The following is a 12,071-nucleotide window of genomic DNA, read 5'->3' as shown; positions in this document are numbered from 1 at the left end:
GCATTAGTCCCCGGGGGGCTAATCTGTTTCAAGAAAAAAACATGTTAGTCCCCGGGGGATTTTTCAATTTCATTAACAGAAACGCATTAGTCCCCGGGGGGCTAATCTGTTTCAAGAAAAAAACATGTTAGTCCCCGGGGAATTTTTCAATTTCATTAACAGAAACGCATTAGTCCCCGGGGGGCTAATCTGTTTCAAGAAAAAAACGTGTTAGTCCCCGGGGGATTTTTCAATTTCATTAACAGAAACGGATTAGTTCCCGGGGATCTAATCCGTTTCAAGAAAAAAACAGGTTAGTGAGCAGCTCTCTCATCTGCATTCTTAAATGTGGTTGAAAAGCACGACATGGTTCGGCTCAAACGCTCGTTCGCGTCGGCTCGTGGCACAGCGGTAAGGCTAAATAATTGTGCGCATCGTGGGGAAAGTTGCAAAGAATGTTGTAATTTTGCAGTCTAAAGCAGCAGAGATGACCGAACTGATTTCAAAATATTTCCCCCATTTAAGCGCGCCACAACAGGAGCAGTTTGCTCGGCTGGATGGCCTTTATCGTGAATGGAATGCAAAGATTAATGTCATATCGCGCAAGGATATGGACAATCTTTATTTGCACCACGTGCTCCATTCTTTGGCCATTGGCAAGGCTATTCGCTTTCAAGCGGGCACGCGGGTTCTCGATTTTGGCACCGGTGGCGGCTTCCCGGGCATTCCGCTGGCCATTCTCTTTCCCCAATGTCAGTTTCGACTCATCGATGGAACGGGGAAGAAAATCACCGTGGCCTCGGCTGTCGCCTCGGGCATTGGCTTGCAGAACGTAGAGGCGGTGCAGCGACGGGGAGAAGAAGAAACGGAGATGTTTGATTTTGTGGTGAGTCGGGCCGTGATGCCGCTTCCCGATTTGGTGAAAATCGTTCGCAAAAACATTCGGCGTGCGCACCACAATGCCTGGCCCAATGGTTTGATTTGCCTGAAGGGTGGGGCGCTGGTTGAAGAGTTGAAACCCTTTCAGCGCGTGGCTGAAGTGATTTCGTTGACCGACTTTTTCGATGAAGAGTGGTTTAAGGAAGAAAAGAAATTAGTTTATATTCCAATCCAATAAATATGTTGACCATCAAGATTTTTCAATGTAATGCGTTGCAAGAAAATTGCTATGTGGTGAGCGACGAGACGCGTGCGTGTGTCATCATTGATTGCGGTGCGCGCACTGCCGACGAGTATCGTGTGATTTCCGATTATATTCGGCAGCAGCAACTTCGTCCGCAACATCTCATTGCAACCCATGGACATGTCGACCACAATTATGGCAATGGCTATGTGTACGCCGAGTTTGGCTTGACGCCCGAGGTGCATGAGCGCGATCTGCCCTTGATGGCAACGCTCCATGAGCAATCGGCGCAGTTTATCGGCTTGGATGTTTTGGCGCCTGTTCCGCCCGTTCAGACGCGGTTGAAGGAGGGCGACAAAATAGACTTTGGCACACATCAGCTCACCGTCATCGAAACACCGGGACATACTCCCGGTGGCATCGTCTTGTATGATGCCGCTGAGCACGTGGCCTTTTCGGGCGATACCCTTTTTCGTTCCTCCATTGGGCGCACCGATTTGCCAGGCGGTTCGATGCTTGAAATGATGCAGAGCCTTCGAATGATTTGTCAGTTGCCCGATGAAACCAAGGTCTTTCCGGGACATGGTGCCGCAACCACCATCGGGGAAGAGTTGATGCATAACCCTTATCTTGACCGTTAGCAATGCAAATGGGCAACAAGAGCGAGAAAATCATTTTGGGCATCGACCCCGGAACCAATGTCATGGGCTATGGTGTGCTGCGCATTGTGGGGCGAAAGGCCGAGATGTTGTCGATGGGTGTCATTGATTTGCGCAAGATGAGCGACCCCTATCTGCGGTTGGGGCACATCTATGAGCGCGTGACGGGCGTCATCGATGCTTATCTGCCCGATGAATTGGCTATTGAGGCGCCATTCTTTGGAAAGAATGTGCAGTCGATGTTGAAATTGGGGCGTGCACAAGGGGTGGCCATTGCCGCTGCGATTTGTCGCGACATCCCCATTCATGAATATGCTCCGTTAAAAATAAAAATGGCTATCACAGGGCAAGGACAGGCTTCCAAAGCGCAGGTTGCCGATATGTTGCAGCGTTTGTTGCGCTTGGATCAGGGCGAGATGCCTAAATTCATGGATGCCACCGATGCTTTGGCTGCGGCCTATTGCCATTTCCTTCAGCAAAGCAATCCCGCAACAACGGCTCGGCATTACAATAGTTGGAAAGACTTTGTTGCAAAAAATCAGAATGTGGTGCGCGTCATGCAGCAACCGAAACGAGAAGGATGAAACCTCGCCGCGCGGCATTTCGCACCAATAGAAGATAAGTTCACAATGATAATTATTTAAACGAAATAGGAAAATGGGTTATTTATCCACCGATAAACAGAAGGTTACCACTAAAGTCTTTAGAGAAATGAAGCAGCTGGGGCAGAAGATAGCGATGCTCACGGCTTATGATTTTACGACAGCGGGCATTTTAGATCGTGCCGGCATAGATGCCATCTTGGTAGGCGACTCTTCGTCGAATGTCATGGCTGGTAATGCGACAACGCTGCCTATAACGGTTGATGAAATGATTGTTTATGCACGTGGCGTGGTGCGCGCTTGCAACCATTGTTTAGTGGTTTGCGATATGCCGTTTGGCAGTTACCAAGTGAGTCGGGAAGATGCGCTGCGCAATGCTGTGCGCATCATGAAGGAAACGGGTGCTGATGCCATCAAGATGGAAGGCGGAAGCGAAATTCTGCCGACGGTGCAAGCTATTATTCAGGCTGGAATTCCGGTGATGGCGCACTTGGGACTTACGCCGCAAAGCATTCATCAATTTGGCGGTTATGGACTCCGCGCGAAAGAAACGCAGGAGGCAGAGAAGCTATTCAAGGACGCTTGTCTATTGGATGAAGCCGGCTGCTTTGGCATAACGTTAGAAAAGGTGCCTGCAGCATTGGCGCAACGTGTGACGGCTGCCGTGAGTTGCCCCACAATAGGCATTGGTGCAGGCTGTGATACGGATGGGCAAGTGTTGGTTTATGCTGATGCTTTAGGTATGACACATGGTTTCAAGCCAAAATTCTTGCGTCATTTTGCCGATGTAGAAGGTTGCATGACGCAGGGTGTGCAAGACTATATCCAAGCCGTGAAGAATGTATCGTTTCCTAATGACAACGAACGTTATTAAACAAATCGTATATAAATAAACGCTCATGGATACGCAACATACAGCCATTCATATTCGTTTGTGGCAACGGCCGTTCTGGCTGTTGTCTATCGCTAAGTTTTTGTTGTGCATGGCGGTCTATATGCTCATTCCTATTCTGCCATATTGGATGATGTCGCAGGCGCAATTCGATGGCGCGACAATGTCCTTCGTCTTTCTCAGTTATTTGGTAGGCGTAGTGCTTCCTGGTCCATTTAGCAGTTTCTTGGTGCAACGGTTTCGTCGCAACAACGTAGCCTTATTGGCCATACTCTGCATGATTCCTGTTTTCTATGCCCTCTTTTTCATTTCACAATTCCCCTTGTGGAGTCTTTATGTGCTGGCTTGTTGCTTTGGCGCATCTTTCGGATTTGTGCAGGAAGTTTTGAGCAGCACGTTGATTGTGGATGTCTGTGATTCGTCCCATCGCACCGAGGCTAATTATGCTTCTTCTTGGTTTGGGCGAATAGCTTTAGCCGTTGGTCCTATGGTGGGGTTGTTGCTCTGTAAACACCTCGGCATTCAATTTGTTTTCATCACCTTGGCGGTGGATTGCTTGCTGGCGTTGCTGCTCGTCTCAATGGTCAAGTTCCCTTTCAAAACACCCGAAGACGAGATTCACCTTATGAGCTTCGACCGTTTCTTTCTCACGGATGGCAAGTGGCTTTTCCTTAATCAGTTGCTCATCATGACGGCTGTGGGAATTCTGTTGTCGTTGTCGCATTCTGTTTCTTTCTACGCATTGATGTTGCTGGGGTTCTCCTTTGCACTGCTGAGCCAACGGTTTGTCTTCGCCAATGCCGATTTAAAGAGTGAAATTGTCACGGGGCTGTTCGCCCTGTGTGCCGCCGTAGGCATACTTTTTACGCAGCAGGGGAGAGCGATGAGCCACTTGTCGCCAACACTTTTAGGCTATGGAATAGGACTTATTGGTTCTCGTTTTCAAATGTTTCTTCTTAAGTTGAGTCGGCATTGCCAGCGGGGAACTTCGCAGAGCACCTATTTTTTAGGTTGGGAATCGGGGATTTCACTGGGTTTATTCTTGGGCTGGTATGCACTTAACCGCAATGAGTTTGTAGCGCTCTCGGTATCGTTGGGACTGCTATTGCTGGCGCTTGCATTCTATCATTTTTTCACGCATCATTGGTATGTGCAACACAAGAACCGGTAGGACGATTTGTTTTCTAACTCATGATTAAAAAGTAGTATGGCGATAGACAAGCAAACCATTGAGAAGATTAAGGATGCGGCCAACATTGTTGACGTAGTATCCGAATTTGTAACCCTGCGCAAGTCGGGGAGCAACTATAAGGGGCTGTGCCCTTTTCACAACGAAAAGACTCCTTCGTTCATTGTTTCGCCGGCACGCGGCACCTGCCATTGCTTTGGTTGCGGACGTGGAGGAAATCCGATTGGCTTTATCATGGAGCACGAACAAGTAACCTATCCGGAAGCACTTCGATGGTTGGCCAAGAAATATCATATCGAGATACGCGAACGCGAGTTGTCCGATGAGGAGCGCAAGGAGCAGAGCCTGCGCGAGAGCATGTTCATCGTTAACGAATGGGCCGTAACCTATTTCGAGGATATTCTTCACAACCACGTTGATGGTGTGGCGATAGGCATGCAATATTTTCGCTCACGAGGCTTTCGTGATGACATCATTCGCAAGTTTCGTTTGGGCTTTGATCTTCCTGATCGGCAGGCATTGGCACACGCCGCATTGCAGAAAGGCTATCAAGCACAGTTTCTTTTGAGCACAGGCATTTGCTATCAAAACGACCACAACGAACTCATTGACCGTTATGCCAATCGCGTCATCTTTCCTTGGGTGGGGGTGAGTGGCAAGATTGTGGGTTTTGGTGGTCGTGTGTTAGACGCGCGAACGAAAGGCGTAAATCAAAAATATGTCAATTCGCCCGATAGCGAAATCTATCATAAAGACCACGAACTCTATGGCATCTATCAGGCTAAGCGTGCCATTGCCAAGGAGGATAATGTTTATATGGTCGAAGGCTACACCGATGTTATTTCCATGCATCAGTGTGGCATAGAGAATGTGGTGGCCAATTCGGGGACGGCGCTCAGCGTGCATCAGATACAGATGCTGCATCGCTTTACCAACAACATCACGTTGCTTTATGATGGCGACGCTGCGGGTATTCACGCAGCGTTGCGAGGCACCGACATGTTGTTGTTAGAAGGGATGAATCTCAAAGTGTTGCTGCTGCCCAATAATGAAGACCCCGACAGCTTTGCCCGCCAGCATACCGCCGACGAATTTAAAGCCTACATTGAGGCGCATGCCACCGACTTCATACGCTTTAAAACGGCTTTGCTCTTGGACAACGAAAACGACCCGCTCAAGCGTTCAGAAGCTATCAACTCGATTGTGATGAGCATTTCGATGGTGCAGAACCCCATTTTGCGCGACACCTATTTGCACGATTGTGCACAGCGCATCGGCATGAATGAAATGACGCTCATCAATCAGATGAATGCTTTAATCCGCGAGCGCAAGGCCTCGGGCTCGATGCGCGTGGCAACGCCTGCAACGTCGGCCGAACAACAGCAACAAACTCCTGTCGAGTCTCCGGCACAATCTTCTTCAAATCGTGTTCAGACGATTTCCGAAGTGGAGAAATTCATCTTGCAATTAATCATCAAATATGGCAACCGCGTGATATTCCCTAATGTTGACGATGGCAATGGCAACGTCATCTCGCTCACCATTGCCGAGTTCATTCACTATAATTTGAGCTGCGACAACCTCTCGTTCAGCAGCGAATTGTTGAATCAGATTTTGCAGGAAGCTGTGGAAAAGGGCACCGACCGCACTTTTCAAACCGAGCCCTATTTTGTGCATCACAACGACATCCAGGTGAGCAATCTGGCAATCGAGATTGCCGAAGAAAAGTTCAAGCTCTCCGAAAGTCAGCAAGTGAAGGACGATGAAGAAAGTCTGCGCAATCGGGTGAAGCATCTCATGCTCGATTTTCGCCGCGACTATGTGGAAAAGCATTTGGTTGCCATCAAGGCGCAGATTGCTCAAGCTCATGGCGACCGGCAGATGGCACTCATGGCCGAATATCAAAAACTGATAGCGCAGCGCAACAAGTTGGCTAAGGAGCTTGGAAGCAACATCATTGTGTAGGCGCGCACCACCATCGAACTCTTTCAATAACAACTATGTTCTACATGCATTGGATTTTCATCATTCTCTATGTTGTCATCGTAGTTTTGGCGCTGTTAGCAGTGCTCATGGACAACCGGCAGCCCGCCAAAACCGTGGCGTGGGTGATGGTGCTCACCTTTATCCCCTTTGCAGGTATCGTGATTTATTTTTTCTTTGGGCAGAACTATCGCAAGCAGCGTTTTATCAGTCAGCACAGCCTCGATGCACTCACCAAGCGCAGCATGTTGGAGTTTGCCGAACAGCGCAATCTGCATTTCCCCGAAAAAGCGCAGCAGTTGGTGCATCTTTTCGCTAATCAGAGCATGGCGTTGCCATTTAAAGATAATGAAATCGAGATTTTCACCACGGGCGCGGATTATTTCTTAGCTTTGCTCAAGGCCATCGGACAGGCCACCGACCACATCCACATCGACACCTATATTTTTGACGACGATGCCTTGGGGCAGCTCATTGCCGATGCACTGATTGATAAAGCGCGGCAAGGGGTAGAGGTGCGCATCATCTACGACGATGTGGGATGTTGGAATGTGCACAACAGCTTTTTCAATCGTTTGAAATCCGAAGGTGTGCGGGTGTGCCCATTCATCCCCGTGCGTTTTCCGGCATTCACGGGCAAGGTGAACTATCGCAACCATCGCAAACTCTGTGTCATCGATGGCGCAGTGGGATTTATTGGCGGAATGAACATTGCCTTGCGCTACATTCGTGGCCGACGTGGCGTTTCCTGGCGCGACACCCATCTGCAAGTGCGGGGTGGAATCGTCTATTCGTTGCAGCGCGCCTTTCTCATCGATTGGTATTTCGTCGACCGCACCTTGCTTACCGACCATCGTTATTATCCTGAAAATGCCCATCAGCTGTCCAATAATTGCTTGGCGCAACTCGTCACGAGCAGTCCCATACAGCCGTGGCCCGACATCATGCAAGGCTATGTGCGCATTTTGCTCTCGGCGCGGCATTATGTCTACATGGAGAGCCCTTATTTTCTGCCCACCGAGCCCATTCTTTTTGCCATTCGCACGGCTGCGCTCTCGGGCGTTGACGTGCGGCTCATGATACCGGCTCGTGGCGATGCGAAATTGGTGGAGTGGGCGTGTCCGTCCTATTTGGCCGACATCATCGAAGCCGGAGCCAAAGTGATGCTCTATCAACCGGGGTTCAACCATTCCAAGTTGCTGGTTTGCGACGATTATTTTGCCACTTGTGGCAGCACGAACATTGATTTTCGCAGCTTTGAAAACAATTTCGAGAGCAATCTATTTTTCTACGACCGTGCCACGGCCCTGCGCTTTAAAGCCATTTATCTGCACGACGAGCAGGCCTGTGTAGACATCGAGACCATTCGCGATTTCACCCATCGTTCGTTTCTTCAGCGCTTGTGGGGCAGCATCGTGCGCTTGCTCAGTCCGCTGCTCTAATCCCCATGGCGTTTTGTGTGTTTGTTTTTAAAAAACGCTGTTCGGCGGTTGCCGCTCGCTTGTTTTTGATGAAAATGCTCGTTCGGCGGGTGCCGCTCGCTTGTTTTTGATAAAAATGCTTGTTCGGCGGGTGCCGCTCGCTTGTTTTTAATAAAAATGCTTGTTCGGCGGGTGCCGCTCGCTTGTTTTTAATAAAAATGCTCGTTCGGCGGGTGCCGCTCGCTTGTTTTTGATAAAAATGGTTGTTCAGCAGGTGCCGCTCGCTTGTTTTTGATGAAAATGCTCGTTCGGCGGGTGCCGCTCGCTTGTTTTTGATAAAAATGGTCGTTCGTCGGGTGCCGCTCGCTTGTTTTTCTTAAAAATGGTTGTTCCAGTATCCCGGAACGCTTGTTTTTCTCAAAAATGATTGTTCAGCAGGTGCGGAACGCAATGTTATGGGAAAAATGACATTCCCTCACCATCGAAGTAAATGTTTTTAAGCCTACCGCACAGCAGTTAGGATTTAAGCCTATGCTAACCACAAGTGCCAACGATTTTTTTATTACCTTTGCAGCCATGATGAATTTAGATTTACTCACAGCAGCCGAGGCCGAGGCCTTGCAGCAGCTGATAAACGGTGCTACGCGCGTGGTGCTCACCGGACACAAAAGTCCCGACGGCGATGCGTTGGGCTCAAGTTTGGGTTGGGCGTTTTATCTGCGCCAATTAGGCAAGCAGGTGCAAGTGGTGATGCCCGATGCCTTCCCCGATTTTTTGAAATGGTTGCCTGGCAGCGAAGCCGTTTTGCGCTTCGATAAACAGCCCGATGCCGTGGTCGAGGCCTTTCGCCAGGCTGATTTGGTGTGTTGTTTGGATTTTGGAGAGCCCCATCGGGTAGAGGCGATGCACACGCTGCTCGAACAAGCCGAGGCACCCTGCGTGGTGATGGACCACCATTTAAATCCCAACATCAGGGCGGCGCAGCTCATCTCCTTCCCCGAACTGAGCAGCACCAGCGAAATCGTCTTTCGCGTCGTCCATCAGTTGGGCGGTTTCGAAGCGCTTTCCAAGGCTGCCGCCACAGCCATTTATTGCGGCATGATGACCGACACGGGCGGATTTACCTATAATTCGACGCGTCCTGAGCTTTACACCATCATCGGGTTGCTGCTGACGAAGGGCATCGACAAGGATAAGATTTATCGGCGCGTGTTCAACAATTACAGTCAGTCGGCCATTCGTTTCCGCGGCTATCTCATGCATCGCAGCCTGCACGTCTTCGAAGAATATCATGCAGCCTATTATCTGGTGGGTCGAAAAGACATGAAAGATTTTAATTTCGTGAAGGGCGATTTAGAGGGCTTGGTCAATGAGCCTTTGCGCATCAAAGGCATGCGGTTGTCGATTTCGCTGCGCGAAGATGACCGCACGGAGCAGCTGATATGGGTGAGTTTGCGGTCGGTAGACGATTTTCCGTGCAACGAAATGGCTACCGAATTTTTCAACGGCGGAGGTCATCTCAATGCCAGTGGCGGCCGGTTGCAATGCACGTTGGCCGAGGCCGAACAGGTGGTGCATCGCGCCATTCTGAAATATGGCGATAGATTAAAGAATTAAAAAATACGTCATGCCACTCCTTTGTTTGTCATGTTTTTTATAACTTTGTCACTCGTTTAAATCGATTTAGAATGAAACATATATCCTTTTTACTTTTGGCCTTTGCGGGGCTGTTGACACTTGCTGCTTGCGGCGATTCTGAAACCTATGCCGATAAGCGCAAACGCGAGCGTGCCGTCATCAGCCAGTATCTCATCGACCAGCATATCAAAGTGATAAGCGAAGCGCAATTCAAGGCGCAAGGCAACACTACCGACACCGTGCAACACGAGTTTGTGGTATTCGATAACTCGGGCGTTTACATGCAAATTGTGCGGCCGGGCGCAGGACAGGTGTTGGGCAAGAATGAAACAGCCAACGTGCTTGTGCGCTATACCGAGCGCAATTTGCTCACCGACTCTATCACCATGTCCAACGAATATCCTAATTTCGCAGCCTTGGTCGATGTGATGACGGTGCGCATGCAGTCGGGAACGCCCTATGCGCAGTTCACTTCGGGCACTTTTAAAACATTCTATGGCACGGCGAAAGTGCCCGATGGATGGTTGGTTGCGCTGCCTTATTTGAAACTTGGCGGACTCAATCCCGATGGTGTTTCTAAAGTGAAACTCATTGTTCCCTCAACACACGGCACAGTGGCTGCATCAAGAGGCGTTTATCCCAGCCTGTTTACCATTTCTCTACAGCGTGAAAGCTAACTAAAAATAACATACGATGACGTTAATCAAATCAATCTCGGGCATTCGCGGCACCATCGGAGGTAAAGCCGGCGACACGCTCAATCCGCTTGACATCGTCAAGTTTACGGCAGCTTATGCCACGTTTATTAAAAAACAAAACCAAGGCAGCAACACCATTGTGGTGGGCAGAGATGCGCGCATTTCGGGCGAAATGGTGAAGAATGTGGTCTGCGGAACGCTCATGGGCATGGGCTTCGACGTGGTGAACATCGGTTTGGCTACCACGCCCACAACCGAATTGGCGGTGCGCATGTGTCAGGCAGCCGGCGGCATCATTATCACGGCCAGCCATAATCCGCGGCATTGGAATGCGCTGAAGTTGCTCAATCACGAAGGCGAATTTCTGACAGCCGCCAACGGACAAGAGGTGCTCTGTGTGGCAGAGTGCGAGGATTTCACCTTTGCCGATGTCGACCATTTGGGTAGCTATCGTGAGGACAACACGTTCAACCAACGCCACATTGACAGTGTGCTGGCGCTGAAGTTAGTCGATGTTGAGGCTATTCGCAAGGCTCATTTCAAGGTGGTTGTCGATGCCATTAATTCTGTCGGTGGCATCATTCTGCCCGAGTTCTTGAAGGCTTTGGGCGTGGAATATACCATTTTGAACGGCGAGCCGAACGGTGATTTTGCCCACAATCCGGAACCTTTGGAGAAGAATCTTGGCGGTATTATGGGCGAGATGAAGCGAGGAAAATATGATTTAGGCATCGTGGTTGACCCCGACGTTGACCGCTTGGCTTTCATCAGTGAGGATGGAACGATGTTTGGCGAAGAATATACCTTGGTGGCGGTGGCAGACTATGTGTTGGCACATACGCCGGGTAACACGGTTTCAAATCTCAGCTCGACGCGTGCTTTGCGGGATGTGACCGAGAAGCATGGCGGAAATTATGCCGCTTCGGCCGTTGGCGAGGTGAACGTGACAACCAAAATGAAGGCCGAGCATGCCGTGATTGGCGGCGAAGGCAATGGCGGTGTGATTTATCCCGAGAGCCATTATGGCCGCGATGCATTGGTGGGCATTGGACTGTTTCTCTCGAGCCTGGCACAAAAACATTGCACGGCGACTGCGCTGCGTGCTACTTTCCCCAACTATTCGATTGCCAAAAACCGCATTGATTTGACACCTTCGACGGATGTTGATGCCATTTTGATGAAGGTGAAAGCGCTCTATGGTGACGAAGCGGACGTGCAGGTGACCGATATTGATGGCGTGAAGTTGGACTTCCCCGATAAATGGGTGCATTTGCGTAAGAGCAACACCGAGCCTATCATTCGCGTTTATAGCGAAGCTGCCACGATGGAAGAGGCCGACGCATTGGGCAAAAAACTCATGCAGGTGGTTTACGATATGCAGGGATAAGCGCGTTCCGAAGGCGAATAAAACGAATGAGGTGCAGGGCTATTCAACAGCCTTGCACCTTTTTTCTGTGCGAACCAACCCTATTGCAGCACAGCTTTGTAGGCGTGCAAACACGTTTTGCGCCTTGTAACACGATTTCGTACGCATGCAAACACGTTTTACATCATTGCAACACGATTTCGTATGCGTGCAAACACGTTTTGCGCCTTGTAACACGATTTCGTACGCATGCAAACACGTTTTACATCGTTGCAACACGATTCTGTATGCGTACAAACACGTTTTGCGCCTTGCAACACGATTTCGTACGCGTGCAAACACGTTTTACATCGTTGCAGCAAACGATTCGGGGGTCAATATGAGCTGTTGCGCCTTGCAACAAACGATTCGGGGGTCAATATGAGCTGTTGCGCCTTGCAACAAACGATTCGGGGGTCAATATGAGCTGTTGCGCCTTGCAACAACCGATTCGGGGGTCAATATGAGCTGTTGCGCCTTGC

The 12,071-nt window shown here is 49.7% G+C and carries 10 protein-coding genes; all 10 read left to right on the top strand.

The features are described from left to right. The first annotated feature begins 466 nt into the window (after positions 1-466). The 10 genes from rsmG (at position 467) to glmM (ending at position 11,571) form a co-directional block, all read left to right on the top strand. Positions 467-1,096: a 16S rRNA (guanine(527)-N(7))-methyltransferase RsmG gene (gene rsmG / locus HMPREF9431_RS04675; protein ID WP_004379997.1), complete on the top strand. Its 630-nt coding sequence runs from the start codon at positions 467-469 to the stop codon at positions 1,094-1,096. 2 nt (positions 1,097-1,098) lie between these two features. Continuing rightward, positions 1,099-1,743: an MBL fold metallo-hydrolase gene (locus tag HMPREF9431_RS04670; RefSeq protein WP_004379996.1), complete on the top strand. Its 645-nt coding sequence runs from the start codon at positions 1,099-1,101 to the stop codon at positions 1,741-1,743. A gap of 2 nt (positions 1,744-1,745) precedes the next feature. Continuing rightward, positions 1,746-2,345, top strand: coding sequence for a crossover junction endodeoxyribonuclease RuvC (gene ruvC, locus HMPREF9431_RS04665; RefSeq protein ID WP_004379995.1), 600 nt, complete (start codon positions 1,746-1,748; stop codon positions 2,343-2,345). A 73-nt stretch (positions 2,346-2,418) separates the two neighbouring features. After that, positions 2,419-3,237, top strand: coding sequence for a 3-methyl-2-oxobutanoate hydroxymethyltransferase (panB, locus tag HMPREF9431_RS04660; RefSeq protein ID WP_004379994.1), 819 nt, complete (start codon positions 2,419-2,421; stop codon positions 3,235-3,237). A 25-nt stretch (positions 3,238-3,262) separates the two neighbouring features. Continuing rightward, entirely contained in the window at positions 3,263-4,426 is a 1,164-nt protein-coding gene (locus tag HMPREF9431_RS04655) for an MFS transporter (RefSeq protein ID WP_004379993.1), read from the top strand. A 36-nt stretch (positions 4,427-4,462) separates the two neighbouring features. Then, positions 4,463-6,409, top strand: coding sequence for a DNA primase (gene dnaG, locus HMPREF9431_RS04650; RefSeq protein ID WP_004379992.1), 1,947 nt, complete (start codon positions 4,463-4,465; stop codon positions 6,407-6,409). A 35-nt stretch (positions 6,410-6,444) separates the two neighbouring features. Then, positions 6,445-7,869, top strand: coding sequence for a cardiolipin synthase (cls, locus tag HMPREF9431_RS04645; protein WP_040560845.1), 1,425 nt, complete (start codon positions 6,445-6,447; stop codon positions 7,867-7,869). A gap of 558 nt (positions 7,870-8,427) precedes the next feature. Continuing rightward, a complete protein-coding gene (locus HMPREF9431_RS04640) occupies positions 8,428-9,465 on the top strand; it encodes a DHH family phosphoesterase (protein WP_040561136.1) in 1,038 nt (345 codons plus the stop codon). A 71-nt stretch (positions 9,466-9,536) separates the two neighbouring features. Then, entirely contained in the window at positions 9,537-10,163 is a 627-nt protein-coding gene (locus HMPREF9431_RS04635; RefSeq protein WP_004379989.1) for a DUF4827 domain-containing protein, read from the top strand. 16 nt (positions 10,164-10,179) lie between these two features. Further along, the gene (gene glmM / locus HMPREF9431_RS04630; protein ID WP_004379988.1) at positions 10,180-11,571 is read left to right on the top strand and encodes a phosphoglucosamine mutase; all 1,392 of its coding nucleotides are present in this window, start codon (positions 10,180-10,182) and stop codon (positions 11,569-11,571) included. Positions 11,572-12,071 lie beyond the last annotated feature (500 nt).

This window comes from Segatella oulorum F0390, from assembly GCF_000224615.1.
GTDB classification, from domain to species: Bacteria; Bacteroidota; Bacteroidia; order Bacteroidales; family Bacteroidaceae; genus Prevotella; species Prevotella oulorum.
The sequence above is the reverse complement of the archived record's forward strand: the minus strand, read 5'-3'. Positions and strand labels throughout refer to the sequence as shown.

What these genes read in the sequence shown, in the direction of transcription:
- ruvC (WP_004379995.1), top strand. Translation starts at nt 1,746, where the DNA reads ATGCAAATGGGCAACAAGAGCGAGAAAATCATTTTGGGCATCGACCCC.
- panB (WP_004379994.1), top strand. Translation starts at nt 2,419, where the DNA reads ATGGGTTATTTATCCACCGATAAACAGAAGGTTACCACTAAAGTCTTT.
- cls (WP_040560845.1), top strand. Translation starts at nt 6,445, where the DNA reads ATGTTCTACATGCATTGGATTTTCATCATTCTCTATGTTGTCATCGTA.
- HMPREF9431_RS04635 (WP_004379989.1), top strand. Translation starts at nt 9,537, where the DNA reads ATGAAACATATATCCTTTTTACTTTTGGCCTTTGCGGGGCTGTTGACA.
- dnaG (WP_004379992.1), top strand. Translation starts at nt 4,463, where the DNA reads ATGGCGATAGACAAGCAAACCATTGAGAAGATTAAGGATGCGGCCAAC.
- rsmG (WP_004379997.1), top strand. Translation starts at nt 467, where the DNA reads ATGACCGAACTGATTTCAAAATATTTCCCCCATTTAAGCGCGCCACAA.
- HMPREF9431_RS04670 (WP_004379996.1), top strand. Translation starts at nt 1,099, where the DNA reads ATGTTGACCATCAAGATTTTTCAATGTAATGCGTTGCAAGAAAATTGC.
- HMPREF9431_RS04655 (WP_004379993.1), top strand. Translation starts at nt 3,263, where the DNA reads ATGGATACGCAACATACAGCCATTCATATTCGTTTGTGGCAACGGCCG.
- glmM (WP_004379988.1), top strand. Translation starts at nt 10,180, where the DNA reads ATGACGTTAATCAAATCAATCTCGGGCATTCGCGGCACCATCGGAGGT.
- HMPREF9431_RS04640 (WP_040561136.1), top strand. Translation starts at nt 8,428, where the DNA reads ATGAATTTAGATTTACTCACAGCAGCCGAGGCCGAGGCCTTGCAGCAG.